The sequence below is a fragment of the Vibrio sp. NC2 genome, assembly GCF_025195005.1.
GTDB classification, from domain to species: Bacteria; Pseudomonadota; Gammaproteobacteria; order Enterobacterales; family Vibrionaceae; genus Vibrio; species Vibrio splendidus.
Genome location: NZ_JANVFC010000006.1, coordinates 161,135 through 180,989 on the forward strand (window position 1 = coordinate 161,135; position 19,855 = coordinate 180,989).

Genomic DNA, 19,855 nt, shown 5'->3' on the forward strand with positions numbered 1-19,855 from the left:
AGCTTAAATAGCTAAACCGTGAACAACTAGACCTTCAACTACTAGACCTTGAATTGATTCACCAATTTCTGTTGCTGTTGAGATAGTTGCTCGATTTCGCTGCCCACTTGCTCAGAAGCTGCAGCTTGTTCCAAAATTTTCGCACTTAAGTCGCGAATGTTAACCACACTTTGATTCACTTCACCGGAAACCGATTGCTGCTCTTCTGCTGCTCTCACGATCTGGCTATTCATATCGCTGATCTCTTCAATTGAAGTGAAAATCGAACCAAGATCTTCAACTGCATTTTGAACATGTAACGCAGTATCGTTGGCTAAGATATTACCTTCTTGTATCGCTTCGACAACATCTTGAGTTCCAGCATGAACCTTGTCGATCACCGCTCTGATTTCACCAACCGATGATTGCGTACGACTTGCTAAGTTTCTTACCTCATCAGCTACAACAGCAAAACCTCGCCCTTGCTCACCCGCCCTCGCCGCTTCAATCGCTGCATTCAATGCTAGTAAGTTAGTTTGCTCAGAGATCCCTTCAATAACACTTAAGATTTCGGTGATGTTACCGTTATTTTTAGCTAACTCTTCAACAATAGGAACAGCACTCGACATACGCTCCACCAGCTTTCTCATTTCTCCAGCTGAGAGTTCGATGACTTGTTGCCCTTGTCGAGCAGAACGGTTCGCCTCACAAGCAGCATCAACTGCAACTTCTGCATTTTGTACCACTAAGCCAGCAGTCTGAGTCATCTCTTCTGCAGCTGTTGCCACTAGATCGACTTCTTTAAATTGAGATTCACTGCTTTCACGTGTACTCGATGCTGATGCCTTAGCTTGGCTTGTCGTACTCGCTACTTGCTCAGTGGTTTGAATCACTTCTTTAATCGTGTGCTGAAGCTTGTCTAAGAACAGGTTAAACCCTTGTGATAACTGACCAATTTCGTCTTGAGATTTCACTTCCAAACGCTGAGTCAAATCACCTTCACCAGAAGCGATATCATTGAGCCTTTCGACTACCTGTCGGATAGGCTTAACAATAGACAATGAAGAAAACGCGATAATAGCTAAACCAAAAAGAATAAAGATGACGCCTGCAATCACTTCCGTTTGGATGCCTTCGCTTACTTTAGTACTAATGATTGAATCCAATCGGTTAGCATCGGCAACCACACTCTCACGCGGGATCTCAAACAACACGCCCCAAGTTTGGTTCGCCGCGGTAACAGGAGCAAATGCGAGTAACCACTCACCATTCTCACTCCATTGAGTCGTCACTTCACCACCGAAAATAAAGTCAGTCATTAAATCACTGTTGGTATTGTCACTTTGAAAGACCGAGCCGACTGCAATACTTGAGTCATCTGAAGCAATAACCGAACCGTCTAGGCTGACAACATAAACGGCACCAGCGCCATCAAATAAGCTTTGATCTGATTGCGTTACCACACTGGTCAAGCCATCTAGCCTTAGGTCAATACCTAAGAAGCCAATAGCAACGTCATCAACTAAGATAGGTACTGAAATTGAAGAGGTAAGTAATGCAGTACCACCGCTGTTCACGACTCGTGGAGTACTTATACACGTTTGCCCTGAAGACAAAGGACAATAAAAGCGTTCGCTATTGCTATCATCGCTCAAGATAGGTTCTGACAGAACGTTCGCTAGAACATTTTCGCCGTTATCCGCCACCTTCCAATAAGGAGCAAAACGACCTTTTTCATTAGATCCAACATAGTCCGCATCGACATAATTCGCATCTTCACCATCAAGTAAATCAGGTTGGAAAACTAAATATGCACCTTGAATAGAATCAAAGTTCAAAACTGAGCGACGAACCATTTCATCTAACGCAGTACGAAGCTCTTCACTTGGGGTAAAGTTTTCATCCGCATTGTTCTTTAGAAACTGAGCACTGGCTGCTAACATTTCTGCGCGGTAAACCGCTTCGTCTACATAGCGTTGGGTTTCTTGAGCATTAAGCTGAGAAACAGACGCCAGCAACTGCTGAGTTTTATTGATAACTGATTCTGAGCTTTGAGATTTGATGACTTGTTGGTTACTGGTCGCGTTATAGATTGAAAAACCAATAAGAGACAGTGAAGTAATGATTAGACAGCAGCCTGCAAGCAGGGTGATTTTCCACTGTACCGATAGTGAGCGCATTTAATATCCTTATTTAAGCCAAAAGACTTCCATAACCGTAACTACCACATTGAGATGAATTGAAGAGCACAATGTAAATAAGTTTGACGAATAGCTTAGCGGATAATTACAGCACAAATTGCTTACATATAAAACGAAAGTTTACATAAATGTTAATAGGCCGTGTCTTTTGCCTTTTTTCTGTGATTTCAACTAAATGTATTCACGCCATCATGGGCCATGTAACTATTGAACTAACACTTTAGGCATAACCATAGCATCGAAATTTCTAGGAAAAACATTCCCCCTTTTGATCTTTGAGAACACAGTAACTTCGGATTAGTTTTAATAATCCAAACTATAGATTTTTATCTTGATCAACTTCACACTTTTTGATTGCTAACTCGGCATTCAAGATCTAATATCTCGCGCCTAGATTCCCTGAACACTTTATTCATTTGGCTCTCCTCAAAGGAGCGCTAAGGCTTTTTACGTCTTTATTTTTTGGAGAGATACGCAAATGTCCGCCTCGTTTCCATTAGCGAAACTTACCTTTTTAATCGCTATTCTGACTGCTGTAGGTCAAATGACTCAAACGATGTACGTGCCTTCTATCGGTCATATGTCAGGTGAGTTCTTGGTTTCGGCGTCTTCACTCCAAGCTGTGATGGCGTGTTACTTGATCCCTTATGGTCTGTCGCAATTTGTCTACGGTCCACTTTCTGATCGCCTAGGTCGTAAACCGATCATCGTGATTGGTTTGATCATCTACATCATCGGCACTCTGGTGGCATTGTTCGCTCACGAGTATGAATGGTTCTTAGCGGGTAGCTTTATCCAAGGTTTGGGTATCGGTTGTGGCGGTGCGATGTCTCGTACATTGACTCGCGACTGTTTTGAAGGCGCAGAACTGCACCGTGCAAACAGCTTAATTAGCATGTGTGTGATTTTCTCACCATTGATGGCTCCTGTATTGGGTGGTTACCTAACAGAAGCTTTCGGCTGGCGTTCTAGCTACTTGTTCCTTGCGCTGTTTGGTATCGCCGTTGTGATTACCATGATGACGAGCATGATGGAAACACTGCCGAAAGAACGACGCAAACATGAATCAGTTGCCAACAGCTACAAATTCGTTCTGTCTGACAAACGTTTCCAAGGTTTCTTATTGGTATTAGTCGCAACCTTTGCTGGTGTAGCCGTATTTGAAGCAGCGGCAGGTGTGTTGCTTGGCGGCGTACTTGGCTTACCTGCAACCACAGTAAGCTTGTTGTTTGTCTTACCCATTCCAGGTTACTTAATCGGTGCAGGCCTATCTAGTTACATCGCACAACGTCGCAGTGAGCGCCGTGTACTGAATGTTGGTCTAGTTGCTATCTTGGTAGGCTCAACAGTGGTATTGATACCGGGTCTATTCGGTCAAACAACAGCATTAACTTTGATTGGCGGTGCAACGATTTACTTCTTAGGCGCTGGTATCTTATTTCCAGCAGCAACAACGGGAGCGCTTTCGCCATTCCCATTCCACGCAGGTACAGGGGGCGCGATCCTCGGTGGTATGCAAAATCTAGGTGCTGGCATCGCAACACTATTGGCATCGTTCTTCCCTGCTCAAGACCAACTGCCACTCGGTTGCTTGATGATTGCAATGTCATTCATCGCCATGCTTGGTTTACGTTGGGTTAATCGTAAACCTGACCATTCAAACGAAATGCCACTGGCTATCTAAAGTAAAACTCGAACCCAGCCCAAACAACGAAGAGGGACATACTGAAAAGCGTGTCCCTTTTTTGTTTCGCATTTATTCCTTCCACTCTCACGTATCAGCAATTTCATTTAACATTACTTTGATTTTTTGAAAACAATAACAGACACTTACGCTGAAAGTGCATATCCAGAATCCAATTATAAATAACATCACTGGAAGAAACCTAACCAACAAAGGATGCTGGCATTAAAACGAGTAAGGTGCACACTAAGGATATACAGATGCGTATCGCTTTAACCACATTAGCCGTATCAATAGCGCTTGTCGCCGGATGCAGCAATCAAGGAATAACAACCATGAACCACTACTCTCCATCGCAACTTGTCGCCCAGCAAGCACAAGCTCCTGTTGCTAAGAAAGTCCCTCATGCAATGACGATTCATGGCGATACCCGAATCGACGATTACTACTGGATGCGCGATGATGAACGCCAAGACCCAGAGATCTTGAAACAACTTGAGCAAGAGAATCAGTACGCAGATACGGTGCTTAAACATACAGAAGCGGCACAAAAACAATTATTTGAAGAGATCAAAGGGCGAATCGCAAAAGACGACAATTCAGTACCGGTTCGCAAAGGCAGCTACTTCTATTCGAATGAAGTCACAGGTGACAACGAATACCCCGTTCACTTACGTGCAAAAGACTTTGCAGGCGCAGACAAGCAAATCATTTTAGACGTTAACGCACTGGCAAAAGAACATGAATTCTTCAGTATTGGTGGCTTGACGATCAGTCCAAACGAAAACTTGTTGGCCTATGGCGAAGATACGCTTAGCCGCCGAATCTACACCATCAAGATTAAAGACCTCACGACAGGTGAATATCTGAAAGATGAAATTGAAGGTGCCTCGAGTGCAATTGCATGGCAAAACGACAACCAAGCCTTCTACTACATCAAGAAAGATCCACAAACATTGCTGGGTTACCAAGTTTTACGACATGTATTGGGCACATCTCAGACAAGCGATGAGCTAATCTACGAAGAAACCGACAGCGCTTACTACACCTCTTTGAGTAAAAGCAAAGATGGTGAACAGGTCTACATTTGGCACTCGAGCACTGAAACCAGTGGTGTTTCGATCATTGATGCCAACAACCCAAACGCGAAAGCAGAACCTTTCTACCCACGAGAGGCAGGCATCGAGTACAGCATCGCTAAGCTAGATGATTGGTATTACATCGACACCAACTACCAAGCCGTCAACTTCCGTTTAATGAAAGTAAACACGGCAGACATGCATGACCGTTCAAAATGGGTCGACGTCATCCCAGCAGACGACGACACTCAACTTGTCGATTTCGAACTGTTTGATGACCATCTTGTTTACGAGCAACGTGCGAATGGCTTGTCTACCGTGAAAGTTCGCCAACTATCAACAGGCAACGAGTTCCCACTTGAATTTAACGACACCGCATTTGCCGCTTACCTAACGAGTAACTATGAATTAGATAACTCAAAAGTTCGTGTCTATTACAGCAGCTTAACTACGCCAGGTACTTACTATGATTTCGATCTAAGTACAGGTGAATCTGAGCTAATGAAGCAGACACCCGTATTAGGTGATTTCGAAGCGGATAACTACCAATCAGAGCGAATCATGGTAACGGCTCGCGATGGTCAACAAGTTCCTGTGTCTTTGGTTTATCGTAAAGATCTATTCAAGAAAGACGGTACCAACCCTATCTACCAATACGGCTACGGCTCTTACGGCCACACAATCGAACCAACCTTTGGATCGGCCCGCCTCAGCTTACTTGATCGCGGATTCGTTTATGCTATCGCACATATCCGTGGTTCAGAAATGCTTGGTCGCCCTTGGTATGAGGATGGCAAGAAACTGACCAAACAAAACACGTTCAACGACTTTATTGATGTAACCAAAGGGCTTGTTGAAGAAGGTTACGGCGCTAAAGATAAAGTATTTGCGGTAGGCGGGTCTGCTGGCGGTCTATTGATGGGCGCAATCATCAACCAAGCACCAGAACTTTACCGTGGTATTGGTGCACATGTTCCGTTTGTAGACGTGGTGACGACTATGCTTGATGAATCGATTCCTCTCACCACAAACGAGTATGACGAATGGGGCAACCCCAACGATAAAACCTACTACGATTACATGCTAGGTTACTCACCATATGACAATGTGAAAATTCAAAGCTACCCGAACATGTTAGTAACAACAGGCCTGCATGACTCACAAGTACAGTACTTTGAACCAATGAAGTGGGTGGCGAAACTGCGTGAAATGAAAACAGACAATAATGTGTTGTTGTTCAAAACCGATATGGAAGCTGGTCACGGCGGGGCTTCTGGTCGCTTCAAAAGATTGAAAGAAGACGCACTTGAATACGCGTTCTTTTTAGACTTACTAAAAACTCAGTAGACTCAGCGTAACTGTAGGTATTCACACAATTTAACGTCGCCATTTAGTCTTTATAAAGTGGCGACAGAAATTATTAAGCATGGTTAAATACCATTAACCATGAAATCCACCAAATCAACAAACCCTTGATAAACAAGCAAGCACAAGGGTTTACGAGAGGTATAAAAACAAATGAAAGTCATTAGCTTCAATATCAATGGCCTTAGAGCCCGCCTTCACCAACTGCAAGCTATTATCGATAAGCACCAACCCGACGTGATTGGTCTGCAAGAGATAAAAGTGCACGATGAAGCCTTCCCATTAGCCGATGTTGAAGCAATGGGTTACAAGGTTTACTTCCACGGCCAAAAAGCGCACTACGGTGTGGCTATGCTTTGTAAGCAAGAGCCAACTTCGGTACAGAAAGGCTTTCCTACAGACAATGAAGACCATCAAAAGCGCATGATCATGGCGACGTTTGAAGATGAAAATGGTGAGAAGGTCACTGTGCTAAATGGTTACTTCCCTCAAGGCGACAACATTAAGCATGAAACCAAATACCCGTACAAGCGTGAGTTCTACAAAGACTTAATGACGTACCTGAACGATTACCACAACAAAGATGAACAAGTGATCGTAATGGGCGACATTAATATCAGCCCTACCGATATTGATATCGGTATTGGTGAACCTAATGCGAAACGTTGGTTGAAAACAGGTAAGTGTTCTTTCCAACCAGAAGAGCGCGAATGGTTGAAAACACTGATGGATTGGGGTTTTGTGGACAGCTTCCGTTTACTACACCCTGAAGTGAACGATCAATACTCGTGGTTTGATTACCGCTCAAAAGGCTTCGTGGACAACCGCGGCCTGCGCATTGATGTGGTACTTGCGACTCAAAAGCTTGCTGACAAATGTACTGAAGCCGGTATCGACTACGAACTGCGTGGCATCGAAAAACCGTCAGATCACGCTCCGATTTGGTCGACGTTTGAGTAACGAGTAAATTAGTTATTATCAATTAGAAACGGCGCTATAGAAGCGCCGTTTTTTTAACTATGATTTGTAACGTGTGATTAGCTAAGTGGTCTTAAGTAAGCTAAGAAACGTTTCTCTGCGAATTTGAAAATCGCAATGATGATAAACGTTAACCCCATGTAGAACAGGCCTGCTGTTAGGAACGATTCAAATGGTGCGTAATAACGTGAGTTAACCAAACGGGCAGCACCCGTTAGATCCATAATGGTTACGATACCTGCTACCGCTGAGCCATGAAGCATAAAGATAACCTCATTACTGTAAGCCGGTAATGCTCGACGTAAAGCACTTGGAAGAATGATGCGGCGGTATGTCTTGGGTGTGCTCATACCGTACGCTTTTGCTGCTTCAACTTCGCCTTTCGGTAAGCCGTTGATAGCGCCACGAATGATTTCTGCTGTGTATGCCGATGTGTTAAGAATGAATGCCACCAAAGCACAAAACCATGCATTCTCCCATAGTGTATCTTTTACCGGGAAGAACTGATCCATTCCGTAGTAAATCAGGTACAACTGCACCAATAATGGCGTACCACGGAAGAAATAGATGAACGACCAAGCAGGAGCGTTAATCAGCATATTTGGGCTGTTACGAGCGATAGCTAATGGTATTGCTACACATAAGCCAATGATCAAAGCGACGCAAACCATCCAAGCCGTTGTCCATAACCCACTAAGGTAAATCGGCAGGCTTTCAATTATCAATGAAAAGTCCATAACTACCTCGCGTGGATACTGAATTTACGTTCAACCAGCTTAAGCAAGCCCGTCGAAACACTGGTGAAGAATAGGAAAATAAGAGCCACTGTCATATAAAAGGTAAATGGCATTTTGGTTGAACCAGCAGCCAATGCACTAACACGTACCATGTCTTCTAGGCCGATAATCGAAACCAACGCGGTAGTCTTAAGTAGAACCAACCAGTTGTTACCAAAACCCGGCAGTGCGTGACGAATCATTTGAGGTAATAAAATACGGCGGAACGCTAAAACGGGCCCCATGCCGTAGGCCTTTGCGGCTTCCATCTCACCGCTGTCGACAGCCATGATTGCACCACGGAAAGTTTCAGCCATGTAAGCACCAAAGATGAAGCCAATGGTTAAGACACCAGCAATAAATGGACTGACATCAATATAATCTGGTAAGTAAGCGGTCCACTCGTGGTTAGGATCACTTGATGTGAACCACTCATTGAGCCACTCATTGATGGAATACAAACTGTTGTTTAAAAGGATTTGTCCACCAAAGAAAATCAACATCATCAATACGAGATCGGGGATGCCTCGAATGACGGTTGTGTAGAGGGTTGCAATTGCACGAGCCCAGCGATAAGGCGCAAGTTTTGCTAAGGCACCTAGCATACCAAGAACCATAGCTAAAATTAGCGACAGCAAGGCAACTTCGATTGTAAGCACCGCCCCTTTCAGGATCGAAGCTTCATATCCTTGTAAATCAAACATAATGAATTCCAACAGAACTGCGAAAAAGTTGGTAAGACAGGGAGAGGAGAACCTCTCCCTTAAGAATTGACGCTAGATATTACTGACCGTATACGTCGTAGTTGAAGTATTTAGCCGCGATATCTTGGTAGATGCCTTTTTCACGTAGTGAAAGGATTGCCGCATCTAATTGCTTAGTCAGATCTTTGTCTTGCTTACGTAGAGCAATACCAAAACCATCGCCGAACCATTTAGGATCTGTTAATGATGGACCAACAAACTCGTAGTCTTCACCACCCGCTTTGTTTAGTACGCCTTCTTCTAGAGCAGATGCATCACCCAGTACAGCAGCAACGCGACCGTTAGCTAGATCAAGGTAAGCTTCATCGAATGAACCGTAACGAACGATTTCTACTGTGTCGCCGTAGTTATCTGTTAGGTACTTATCGTGAGTTGTTGCACGTTGAACGGCAATTTTTTGACCGCTTAGATCATCGAAGTTAAGGCCTGCACCTTTTTTAGCGATGAACTTGTTTGGGATAAGTGCGTATTTACCAGTGAAGTCGATCTTTTTCTTACGCTCTTCCGTGATAGACATTGCCGCGATGATCGCATCATATTTACGAGCAAGTAGAGAAGGAATAATGCCATCCCAATCTTGTGCAACGATCTTACACTGCACCTGCATTTCGGTACAAAGCGCGTTAGCCATATCAACATCGAAGCCTTTTAGTGAACCGTCAGCTTCTGTCCAGCTAAATGGAGGGTAAGCACCTTCAATACCGAAACGTACTGTTTTCCATTCTTTTGCTTGAGCTACGCCCGTTGCAGCAGTTGCAGCAAGTGCCGCGACTAATAACCACTTTTTCATATCCCTACTCCTGTGATTTAGGTTTTTATGTTTTGCTAATTTTAATATTGTGTTTGTTGTTACTTATTAACTTACTTGTTGTGTTTTATTGTTCATACCGTCGCCATTTTCCTTAGCGGCGGTATTTCAATTCTGATTAGTAAATCGATGAGACAAATTGTTGTAATCGCTCAGATTCAGGTTCAGTAAACAGTTTAGCTGGATCGCCCTGTTCTTCCACTAGACCTTGATGTAAGAACATCACATGGTTCGATACGTCACGAGCGAAAGCCATTTCATGTGTTACCACAAGCATGGTTCTGCCCTCTTCTGCTAGATCGCGCATTACACCAAGCACTTCGCCGACTAACTCAGGGTCTAATGCCGATGTTGGTTCATCAAACAGCATAACTTCAGGATCAACCGCTAGCGCTCGCGCAATAGCAGCACGCTGTTGTTGTCCGCCAGACAAGTGACCCGGGTAGTAATCTTTACGCTCATACAGACCGACTTTCTTCAGTAGTAACTCTGCATTTTCAATCGCTTGTGCTTTAGGTACACCTAAGACGTGAACAGGCGCTTCGATAACATTTTCGAGAACGGTCAGGTGAGACCACAGATTGAAACCCTGAAAAACCATCGCCAGGCGAGAACGGATTCGCTGTACTTGTTTTTCATTGGCAGGAACTGAAACACCTTGGCGGTTGTTTTTCATTTGAATTAATTCGCCATTAACCCAAATTTCGCCGGCGGTAGGTGTCTCTAAAAGGTTGATACATCTAAGGAAAGTACTTTTACCCGAACCAGAAGATCCGATAATCGAGACTACATCGCCTTTATGCGCAGAAAGTGAAATTCCCTTTAAAACTTCATTTTGACCAAACGTTTTGTGTAGATCCTTTATGTCCAGCGCTGGTACATCTTTCATGCGCTTTCTCTCCCAAGTTTGTGAAAATGCAAGGTACTCCGACCTTTTCATGCGATACAAACTAGCACCACACGGAATAACATGCAACAAATTATTAACCTAATAATTTGGAATAAATAGCGATTCACTCTGACTTATTATGCATAATGTAGCGTTTTCGCCTCAATGATATGAATACCGCTTATAAAAAAGCCCCAATTAACGGGGCTTATTTGTTTTAATTATGTTAATCACATCTATTCTTTATCGTTCTAATGATAAGAATTTAGTACTTTTACTCATAGCTTCTAATTCGATTAGAGTGCTTTCTTTCAAAATTAATCCATGAGCATCATACTTAGCATCTGTGAGTACAGTGTTGTAGAAGCCGTTTTGTACATATCGGAAATCAATATCTTCATTATTTTCCGAAAACCAGTAGTTTTGTTGTAAACCAAAGCTACCTAAATCTGACGAGTCGATAGCTTCAATGTTAGGAATAATGACTTGCTCGTTTGTAAACCCGTATACAGTGTGAAGCTGAGTTGCGGCACTTCCTAAGTTAGGCTTCAAGCTTACACGCTGAATACCCTTCTCTGTTGTATAAATAGAAATACTATTAGAAAGATCAACTATCAGAGCGTTAGCGGGGTTATTGCTTCTGTTTGATATCTCAGGATCTAAGTCAGCTAATGTCGTAACGTTAAACACGTCATCTTCGTTTACATCCAAATCCCAGGTATCGTCTAGTGGGATATTAAGTTCTGCGTTCCAATTTGTAGTTGGTGTACCACTTGTTCTAGCAAACCATTGCTCGCCAGTGCGTAGCGTATCCGTATGATAGTATTCATTAACAGTATTTGCCTGAGTCACCAGAATCTTATTGGTATCCTTATATGCAATGCCTATATCCAGATCACCATATGAAACTGTTGAACCGCGTATGATAGATTTTTGATTCCCCGTGTATGACAGCTCAATACTGCTGTTAGACCAGTCATCAAACCCATATTGGAATAAACTACCGTCTGCGCGATACTGAGTCGCTAGAGTAATGTCATTGCTTAATGCTTGGAATCCAGTACTCGTATTTATTTCAGGATTGTTTGACGTCTCTCGATCAATACTAGAAGTGAAAACATAAGGGAAAACAGCTGAGTCTCCTGACGTATCATCACCCGTGTTTATGTAACGGATATTGTTTTGTGTTACTTCAGATAAATTTGTACCAGTAATGCAAGATAACGAAGGAATTGGAGTCACAACGGTCATGAGCATCGTCGACATATTAGATGCATTAGCTTTTAGAAGTTTCTGAGAGAAAGATGTGACGTACAGATCGAATCCGACTTGTTCTTTGATACTAATAAAACCATTTTCTGGAATATCGTCAACGATAATCTTAACTTTACCGTTGCTTACTGTCTCTTCTGATTCAGCGACAACCTCACCGTTATCATCAATATAAACAATAGAAAGTAAACTATCCAAAGCATCTTCAATTGGCTTTGCCACCAACACTTCTGTAGTTACATTTTCAGTACCGCTATTATTAGTTACCGTTCTTTCTCTATCATAATATTGGCAACTTCCAGCAGTTGAAGCATCTACTTTATCTACTTTAACAAATTCAAGTTGAATACTTGTTTTGACAGGACCGCCACCACCGCCACCGCCGCTTCCGCCGCCACAACCAACCAGTAGTCCTGAGATCATTGCCGCTAGTGGCAACATTTGTGTCTTTTTCATCGATTTTCGTCCTGTTTGTGGCAACAGCTCGCCAAAATTAAATATCTATCAGCGATTAAGCAAAAAGTAAGCCAATCATTAAAAATGGAATTTACAAAGGATAAGAACTGTGACAAGACGATGAAAACGTCAGTTTGTGAAAACAAATTACACTTTTTATCAACGGTACGTTAATGAATCGCTGCTTTTTGTAGCTTTCTTTCACATACACTCATAAAGTGATCAAGATCAATCACCCTAAAGGGTAAGCTTGTTAGACTCCTCAATACAAAATAAGGCATTAAAAATGCCAAACATTTCTTTTAACTTAGCTGCATAAAGCACATCAAAACCGTGCAACATAATGTTAATAAGTTATAACTAAGAAATAACGCAATTACGCGAACTTATTTAATTCAATTTTAGAATTACTAACATAAAAATATGAGGAATCTATGTCAGACGTTGTGAATAATGCGAACTCTGAAGTAGAAGAGAAAAGCTATAAAGAGCTACACCGCCCTTCTTCGGAATTTGAGAGCCGCTCAGATTATCTAGATCACGAACTTCAAATCATGAAGCCTCGCCGCTTCGGTTTAAATCTTCCAGGCCGTGATTTCCGTTTTGAACTTGAAGACCTTGTTCCTGCACTTGCTGGTACCATCGGTATCATCGCGATGTACTCAGCAGTAATGATGTCTTGGGCTGATGGCCTAACTCAAGCTTGGGATCACGTAAACCTAGGTAAAGACTTCGCAATCGAAGTTGCTCGTGTAGAAATGCTGATTCCTGCACTGCTGTTCTGTATTCTTGCTTCTGGTTTCTTCAACCCTAAAGCAAACCTTGCCGGTAACCACGGCCCAATGATTCCTCTTATTGGTACCATCGCTCTCGCTGGTGCTCACCCTCTTGCATTGGCAATCCTTATCGGTGTCTTCGGTCTAATCCTAAGTTTCCTAAAAGGCGGCTCCAAGCTGGTTAACCTGACTTCCGAAGGTACCGCTGGCGGCTTGCTCATTTTCTTAGGCCTAACAGGCACCATGAGCCAAATTAACTCGATTCAAGAATGGGCGGTTGGTCTTCAATCTTCTACTGTTGAAGCGGGCAGCATGGGTTACGTTGGTTTGATCGTTCTTGCTATTACGATTGCTATCTACGCTTTCTTAGCAAAAGTGAACAAGCGTTGGTTGGCTATCCCAGTTTGTGCATTCACAGGCCTTGCTATTGCATTAGCACTAGGTGCTGGTTTCGATATCGTATTCGAAACTGAAATGGGCATTCCAAACCTAAACCCAGTTTACTGGTGGGGTTCTACTTCTGAAGGTTGGATGCTTGGCTTGCCAAACGTTGAACACTTCATTGCTTCTCTACCATTCGCAATTCTTGCTGTAGCAATGTGGTCGCCAGATTTCCTAGGTCACCGTATCTTCCAAGAACTGAACTACCCTAAACGTTCTGAAAAAGTTCTGATGGATGTTGATGACACAATGACTATGTGTTCAGTTCGTCAAATGGTGGGTACTGCAGTTGGTGGTGGTAACATCACATCTTCTTGGGGTACTTACATGATCCCAGCAGCAATCGCGAAACGTCCAATTCCTGGCGGCGCAATCTTGCTTGGTTCTCTGTGTATTATTGTTGCGATTCTTGGTTTCCCAATGGACGTAGCTGTATGGCCACCAGTGATGCGTGTTGCGCTGCTTGTAGGTGTATCTCTGCCTCTACTTGAAGCGGGTATGCAAATGGTTAAGGATTCAAAAGATTCTCAAGCAGCGGGTATCTGTATCTTCGGCTCAGCGGTTGTTAACCCAGTATTAGCATGGGCACTGACTATGCTTCTAGATAATAACGGTCTAATTGGTGATAAAGAGCGTGCGAAGCGTCTATCATTTGTAGACAAGATTGTTATCCCAGTTGGCGTTTTAGTTATCTGTTTAGTAGCAATGCTTGCAGTTGGTATGCTAGAAAGTCAATATGGCCTAAAAGCTTGGCTATAATGGTTCTAACTACACAAAAGTAGTATTGGGATTAAAAAAAAGTTTGGGTGGCAACCCCTGCCACCCATTTTTTTTCAACTTTTTTTGGCATTTATTGATTTAGTTTAAGGTTTACAGAAATTTTTTAGCGTAGTCTTGAATACATAGAGTAAAGACAACATATTAAAGGTAGTGACAATATATATAACCATATGATGCGAATATGCTCATATATATTGTTATTAATAAGAGTGTACTACCCTTACGAGGGGCGCTGGCTCAACAGTGTTAATGTACGTATTTTTTCTACTAAAAAGGTAGGTATGTCATGGCAGAGCAATTTGCTAAAGCTTGGGAAGATTTTGCTGCAGGTGAGTGGCAAAGCGAAGTAAACGTTCGTGATTTCATTCAAAAGAACTACACGCCGTATGAAGGCGACGAGTCTTTCCTAGTTTCTGAGGGTACTGAAGCAACTAACAAGCTTTGGTCTTCGGTAATGGAAGGTATCAAACAGGAAAACGCAACTAAGGCACCTGTAGATTTCGATACTTCTGTTATCTCTACCATTACTGCTCACGATGCAGGTTACATTGAGAAAGATCTTGAGACTATCGTTGGTCTACAAACTGAGAAGCCACTAAAACGTGCAATCATCCCTAACGGTGGTGTACGTATGGTTGAAGGTTCTTGTAAAGCATACGGTGAAACTCTTGACCCAATGGTTTCAAAAATCTACTCAGAATACCGCAAAACACACAATGCTGGCGTTTTCGATATCTACACTCCTGATATCCTAAAATGTCGTAAGTCTGGTGTTCTGACTGGTCTTCCTGATGCTTACGGCCGTGGTCGTATCATTGGTGACTACCGTCGTGTTGCACTATACGGTATCAACTTCCTAATGAAAGACAAAGCGGCTCAATTCGCATCTCTACAAGAGCGTTTCGAGAACGGCGAAGATCTTTCTGCAACAATGCAATTGCGTGAAGAGATCTCTGAGCAACATCGTGCTCTAGGTCAAATCAAGCAAATGGCTGAGAAATACGGTTTCGATATCTCTGAGCCAGCTCAAACTGCTCAAGAAGCTATCCAGTGGACTTACTTCGGCTACCTAGCTGCTGTTAAGTCTCAAAACGGTGCTGCAATGTCTCTAGGTCGTACTTCGACTTTCCTAGACATCTACCTAGAGCGTGATATCGCTGCTGGTAAAATTACAGAAGACCAAGCTCAAGAAATGATCGACCACTTCGTAATGAAGCTGCGTATGGTTCGCTTCCTACGTACTCCTGAGTACGATGAGCTATTCTCTGGCGACCCAATCTGGGCAACAGAGTCTATGGGTGGTATGGGCATCGACGGTCGTACGCTAGTAACGCGTTCGAACTTCCGTTTCCTTAACTCTCTATACACTATGGGTCCTTCTCCAGAGCCAAACATCACGGTTCTTTGGTCTGAGCAACTGCCTGACGGCTTCAAACGTTTCTGTGCGAAGGTATCTATCGATACTTCTTCTATCCAGTACGAAAATGATGACCTAATGCGTCCTGATCTTGGTTCTGATGATTACGCAATCGCTTGTTGTGTATCACCAATGATCGTTGGTAAGCAAATGCAGTTCTTCGGCGCTCGTGCTAACCTTGCAAAAACTATGCTTTACGCAATCAACGGCGGCGTTGATGAGAAGCTTAAGATGCAAGTTGGTCCAGTTGGCGACAAGATCACTGACGAAGTACTTAACTACGATGACGTAATGGGTCGCCTAGACACATTCATGGATTGGTTAGCTAAGCAATACGTGACAGCTCTAAACAGCATTCACTTCATGCACGACAAGTACAGCTACGAAGCGTCTCTAATGGCTCTTCATGACCGTGACGTTCGTCGTACTATGGCTTGTGGTATTGCTGGCCTGTCTGTTGCTGCTGACTCACTGTCTGCAATCAAATTCGCGACTGTTAAACCAATCCGCGACGAAGATGGCATCGCAACTGACTTCGAAATCGAAGGCGATTACCCTAAATACGGTAACAACGACTCTCGTGTAGATGACATTGCTTGTGAACTAGTTTCTACGTTCATGAACAAGATCCGTAAGCTTAAGACTTACCGTGATTCAATCCCTACACAGTCAGTTCTTACTATCACGTCTAACGTGGTATACGGTAAGAAGACAGGTAACACTCCAGACGGTCGTCGTGCTGGCGCTCCTTTCGCTCCTGGTGCTAACCCAATGCACGGTCGTGATGAGAAAGGCGCTGTAGCTTCACTAACGTCTGTAGGTAAACTACCGTTTGCTGATGCTCAAGATGGTATCTCTTACACTTTCTCTATCGTGCCAAACGCGCTAGGTAAAGAACAAGACAGCCAACGTGCTAACCTTGCAGGCCTAATGGATGGTTACTTCCACCACGAAGCTGGCATTGAAGGTGGTCAACACCTTAACGTTAACGTTCTTAACCGCGAAACTCTTGAAGACGCAGTTAAGCACCCTGAGAAATATCCTCAGCTAACGATTCGTGTTTCTGGTTACGCTGTACGCTTCAACTCTCTAACTACAGAGCAGCAAGCTGACGTAATCGCACGTACATTTACTGAGTCTCTATAAGCTCACGCTAAATAGACGGTAAATACTATTAGCCTCGCCAATGTGCGGGGCTTTTTTATATCTGCTGTAAATCGCACAGAACTCACCTACCTCCCAAAATGTTAGGTTGAGCAAGAAAGCACCCAATCATTCACTTTTTTTCCACAAATTCACTTAAATTACGGTAATATCTCAGTTCATAATTTAAGAGTAACTGCTCCATGAAATACCTGCGTTGTTTACCCCTGATTCTTCTCTCTTTCTCATCTTTAGCCTCTGAGCGTTCTACGCTGACTTTTGCTTTAGATAACGATGGTATTTTTGGTGTCGACCAAGACTATACCAACGGCTTATTTCTGGGTTACACATCATCAAGTATTACGCCATATAATTGGGTAAAACCATTGAGTCTTTCCTACTGGGGCGCAAGCTCTCTAGACAAGTGGGAAATCACCATTGGCCATAAGATGTATACGCCTTCTGACATTGAGTTAGAAACACCATCGGCTAATGATCGCCCATACGCAGGTTACCTACACACAGAATTCAACTACATCAGCTTAAACCCACAGCAAGCCCAACGTTTTAACATTACATTTGGCACCACGGGCGAGCGCGCACTTTCAGAAGACGCTCAAAAGCTGGTTCACTCGATCACTAAATCTGATGAGCCTATGGGCTGGGAATATCAAGTTGATGATGAGTGGGCGGGGAGCGTTGGTTACTTAAGTCATTTCAACCTAATGCGTAATCAAGCACTAGCAAATACAGACTACGAGATCTCTAACGTTTCAGAGATCAATGTGGGTAACTTTAGAAGTGATATCTCGACTGGCTTTATGTTCCGTTGGGGCACTGACTTGGGCGGCAACTTTGGTGCAGCCAACATCACCACGGAAAACCCTTTCAAACCGGGCATGATCGGCGCATCAAACAGCGGTTGGTTTACCTATGCTGGCCTTGAGGGTCGTTACCGATTCAACGATCTGACTATCGAAGGCGATCGTTCTGAAATCGAAGATAATTGGCCGAATCCAGAACAATACGATGTCACTTTAGAAAATATTCAGGCTACTGCTGTGCTTGGTGTGGCTTGGTATAACCAATACGTTGGTGCCTCTTTTGCACTAACAGCAAAAACACCGGATTACGAAGAAGCAAAAGAGTCAGTGTACACCACTGGTGGTATCACCATGTTTGCATTCTTCTAGCCACCAGTAAGGGCTTTCGTCCTTTACTTTTCAAGTTTAATAAAGGCAATCATCTTCACAGGTGATTGCCTTTATTTTTAAAGGTCTCGTTACCATTTGACCCTATTTTATGTACCGTTTTTGTAATAAAATAAACGGTATAAATTCCTCTACGAGAATAGCTCATGTCTACAACTGGTCGCATTCACTCATTCGAATCTTGTGGTACTGTCGATGGCCCTGGTATCCGCTTCATTGTGTTTCTTCAAGGCTGCTTAATGCGTTGTATGTACTGCCATAACCGCGATACATGGGATCTTCATGACGGAAAGGAAGTAACGGTCGAAGAGATCATCAACGAAGCAAAATCATACCGTCATTTCATGAAGGCATCGGGCGGTGGTATCACCTGTTCTGGTGGTGAAGCGATGCTACAACCTGAGTTTGTTCGTGACTTTTTCCAAGCGGCGCAAGCTGAAGGCATTCACACTTGTCTTGATACTAATGGCTACATTCGTAAGCACACTGAAGTGGTCGATGAAGTACTAGAAGCCTCTGATCTAGTGATGTTGGATCTTAAACATATGCGAGATGAGATACACCACGATTTCATTGGCGTATCAAACAGACGTACTCTGGATTTTGCACGCTACCTGCACAAAATCGGTAAGAAGACGTGGATTCGTTACGTGATAGTTCCTGGCTACACGGATACGCCTGAAGATGCTCATCTTCTTGGTGAATTCATTAAAGACATGGATAACATCGAGAAAATAGAACTGCTTCCATACCACAAGCTTGGTGCTCATAAATGGGAAGCGCTTGGTTATGACTACCCTCTTGAAGGTACAAATCCGCCAAGCAAAGAGAAAATGGACGAGATTGTTGCTGTTCTAAACCAGTACCATTCAAACGTAAAGTACTAATACTGCTAAAGTTCGAATAAAGACGGTGCTCAACCTCTATTTAAACGCCTCAATTTCGATTGGGGCGTTTTGTTTTATGATTATACCAATCGTAGTAAATAACTGGTCATCCTAGCTGGTTAAAACGCTCAATAACTGCGTTAGAAATTTTGATTGTAGAATAACCACTTATCGAAACTCTTTGTCGAATAGAGCTGCCTTGTTCTCAAGCCTTTTTCCTGCGCTATTTATGATCACTTATTTACTGTGATTGGTATTAAAATAATCCTTTCACTTTTCTTTACAACTTTTGTTTATCAATTCAAAAAATCATATTAAATCCGTGTTGAGATCATGTTTCCACTCGTAGGAATGCTGTTACTCTTACTGCAACAAAAGAATATAACATTTAGTTTTTTAGTGAGGCTCCTCCCATGGAAATGACCAATGCTCAGCGTCTAATTCTATCAAATCAATACTACCTAATGTCTCAAATGGATCCTGAGAACTCCGCTAAATACCAACGTCTACAAACGGTTGTAGAGCGTGGTTACGAACTTCAAATGCGTGAACTTAACAAAGAATTTGGCTGTTTGACTGAAGCCGAATGTCGCGAAGTTATCGACATCATGGAGATGTACCATGCCATGCAAGAGTCGAACAAAATGCTTGCAGAACAAGAACGTGCTGAAGTAGACCAACGTCGCCTACAGTTCCTAGGTTTTGATATCGCTTCTGAAGCTCAGAGCGTACATTACGTGCGTTTCCTTGTTGATTCTGAAGGTCTTTACCCTCAATTCGACAAAGCAGATCACCACTTCAATAGCCAAATGCCAATGCTAGAGAAGTACCGTCGCATGCTAACAACATGGCGCAACTGCCCTCGTCAGTACCACCTATGTGCGACAGAGCTATCTCAAATCTTTAGCGCTTAATACGTTAATAGATCAGCGATAACTTTTTAAAAAGT

General features: G+C 43.1%; 14 protein-coding genes. 8 read left to right on the forward strand and 6 right to left on the reverse strand.

What is annotated here, in order from left to right:
- Positions 1 to 41 precede the first annotated feature (41 nt).
- Entirely contained in the window at positions 42 to 2,159 is a 2,118-nt protein-coding gene (locus NX845_RS10825; RefSeq protein ID WP_017078152.1) for a methyl-accepting chemotaxis protein, read from the reverse strand.
- A gap of 499 nt (positions 2,160 to 2,658) precedes the next feature.
- On the opposite strand from NX845_RS10825, the gene emrD reads away from it, so the two are divergent.
- The 3 genes from emrD to xthA all read left to right on the forward strand — a co-directional run bounded on the left by emrD (position 2,659) and on the right by xthA (position 7,268).
- Positions 2,659 to 3,864, forward strand: coding sequence for a multidrug efflux MFS transporter EmrD (gene emrD / locus NX845_RS10830; RefSeq protein WP_029222513.1), 1,206 nt, complete (start codon positions 2,659 to 2,661; stop codon positions 3,862 to 3,864).
- Between the two features lie 335 nt (positions 3,865 to 4,199).
- Complete coding sequence (locus NX845_RS10835) at positions 4,200 to 6,290, forward strand: S9 family peptidase (RefSeq protein WP_065681596.1); 2,091 nt, start codon at positions 4,200 to 4,202, stop codon at positions 6,288 to 6,290.
- A 171-nt stretch (positions 6,291 to 6,461) separates the two neighbouring features.
- Entirely contained in the window at positions 6,462 to 7,268 is an 807-nt protein-coding gene (gene xthA, locus NX845_RS10840; RefSeq protein ID WP_065681597.1) for an exodeoxyribonuclease III, read from the forward strand.
- Positions 7,269 to 7,345: 77 nt separating this feature from the next.
- Here the strand turns inward: xthA and NX845_RS10845 are convergent, their stop codons facing one another.
- The 5 genes from NX845_RS10845 to NX845_RS10865 form a co-directional block, all read right to left on the reverse strand.
- Positions 7,346 to 8,023, reverse strand: a complete 678-nt coding sequence (locus NX845_RS10845) for an ABC transporter permease (protein WP_004736535.1) — start codon at positions 8,021 to 8,023, stop codon at positions 7,346 to 7,348.
- 2 nt (positions 8,024 to 8,025) lie between these two features.
- Positions 8,026 to 8,766 carry an ABC transporter permease gene (locus NX845_RS10850; RefSeq protein WP_004736534.1) on the reverse strand — a complete coding sequence of 247 codons (741 nt, stop codon included), beginning with the start codon at positions 8,764 to 8,766 and terminating at the stop codon, positions 8,026 to 8,028.
- A 79-nt stretch (positions 8,767 to 8,845) separates the two neighbouring features.
- Complete coding sequence (locus NX845_RS10855; protein WP_017078148.1) at positions 8,846 to 9,616, reverse strand: ABC transporter substrate-binding protein; 771 nt, start codon at positions 9,614 to 9,616, stop codon at positions 8,846 to 8,848.
- A gap of 136 nt (positions 9,617 to 9,752) precedes the next feature.
- Positions 9,753 to 10,523 (reverse strand): ABC transporter ATP-binding protein, encoded by a 771-nt coding sequence (locus tag NX845_RS10860; protein ID WP_065681598.1) that lies wholly within the window; start codon positions 10,521 to 10,523, stop codon positions 9,753 to 9,755.
- Positions 10,524 to 10,766: 243 nt separating this feature from the next.
- A complete protein-coding gene (locus NX845_RS10865; RefSeq protein ID WP_065681599.1) occupies positions 10,767 to 12,251 on the reverse strand; it encodes a hypothetical protein in 1,485 nt (494 codons plus the stop codon).
- Positions 12,252 to 12,685: 434 nt separating this feature from the next.
- On the opposite strand from NX845_RS10865, the gene NX845_RS10870 reads away from it, so the two are divergent.
- From NX845_RS10870 to NX845_RS10890, 5 genes are all read left to right on the forward strand, one after another.
- Positions 12,686 to 14,227 carry a DUF3360 family protein gene (locus NX845_RS10870; RefSeq protein WP_004736531.1) on the forward strand — a complete coding sequence of 514 codons (1,542 nt, stop codon included), beginning with the start codon at positions 12,686 to 12,688 and terminating at the stop codon, positions 14,225 to 14,227.
- 307 nt (positions 14,228 to 14,534) lie between these two features.
- On the forward strand, positions 14,535 to 16,811 hold the full coding sequence (gene pflB, locus NX845_RS10875) for a formate C-acetyltransferase (RefSeq protein ID WP_017089544.1): 2,277 nt from the start codon (positions 14,535 to 14,537) through the stop codon (positions 16,809 to 16,811).
- A 200-nt stretch (positions 16,812 to 17,011) separates the two neighbouring features.
- On the forward strand, positions 17,012 to 18,001 hold the full coding sequence (locus NX845_RS10880) for a lipid A deacylase LpxR family protein (protein ID WP_260256814.1): 990 nt from the start codon (positions 17,012 to 17,014) through the stop codon (positions 17,999 to 18,001).
- Between the two features lie 164 nt (positions 18,002 to 18,165).
- Positions 18,166 to 18,906 (forward strand): pyruvate formate lyase 1-activating protein, encoded by a 741-nt coding sequence (gene pflA, locus NX845_RS10885; RefSeq protein ID WP_054542036.1) that lies wholly within the window; start codon positions 18,166 to 18,168, stop codon positions 18,904 to 18,906.
- Between the two features lie 413 nt (positions 18,907 to 19,319).
- Complete coding sequence (locus NX845_RS10890) at positions 19,320 to 19,820, forward strand: YfbU family protein (RefSeq protein ID WP_004736527.1); 501 nt, start codon at positions 19,320 to 19,322, stop codon at positions 19,818 to 19,820.
- The last annotated feature ends 35 nt before the right edge of the window (positions 19,821 to 19,855 follow it).

Coding starts and splice junctions, on each gene's coding strand:
- NX845_RS10825 (WP_017078152.1), bottom strand. CDS start 2,159: ATGCGCTCACTATCGGTACAGTGGAAAATCACCCTGCTTGCAGGCTGC.
- emrD (WP_029222513.1), top strand. CDS start 2,659: ATGTCCGCCTCGTTTCCATTAGCGAAACTTACCTTTTTAATCGCTATT.
- NX845_RS10835 (WP_065681596.1), top strand. CDS start 4,200: ATGAACCACTACTCTCCATCGCAACTTGTCGCCCAGCAAGCACAAGCT.
- xthA (WP_065681597.1), top strand. CDS start 6,462: ATGAAAGTCATTAGCTTCAATATCAATGGCCTTAGAGCCCGCCTTCAC.
- NX845_RS10845 (WP_004736535.1), bottom strand. CDS start 8,023: ATGGACTTTTCATTGATAATTGAAAGCCTGCCGATTTACCTTAGTGGG.
- NX845_RS10850 (WP_004736534.1), bottom strand. CDS start 8,766: ATGTTTGATTTACAAGGATATGAAGCTTCGATCCTGAAAGGGGCGGTG.
- NX845_RS10855 (WP_017078148.1), bottom strand. CDS start 9,616: ATGAAAAAGTGGTTATTAGTCGCGGCACTTGCTGCAACTGCTGCAACG.
- NX845_RS10860 (WP_065681598.1), bottom strand. CDS start 10,523: ATGAAAGATGTACCAGCGCTGGACATAAAGGATCTACACAAAACGTTT.
- NX845_RS10865 (WP_065681599.1), bottom strand. CDS start 12,251: ATGAAAAAGACACAAATGTTGCCACTAGCGGCAATGATCTCAGGACTA.
- NX845_RS10870 (WP_004736531.1), top strand. CDS start 12,686: ATGTCAGACGTTGTGAATAATGCGAACTCTGAAGTAGAAGAGAAAAGC.
- pflB (WP_017089544.1), top strand. CDS start 14,535: ATGGCAGAGCAATTTGCTAAAGCTTGGGAAGATTTTGCTGCAGGTGAG.
- NX845_RS10880 (WP_260256814.1), top strand. CDS start 17,012: ATGAAATACCTGCGTTGTTTACCCCTGATTCTTCTCTCTTTCTCATCT.
- pflA (WP_054542036.1), top strand. CDS start 18,166: ATGTCTACAACTGGTCGCATTCACTCATTCGAATCTTGTGGTACTGTC.
- NX845_RS10890 (WP_004736527.1), top strand. CDS start 19,320: ATGGAAATGACCAATGCTCAGCGTCTAATTCTATCAAATCAATACTAC.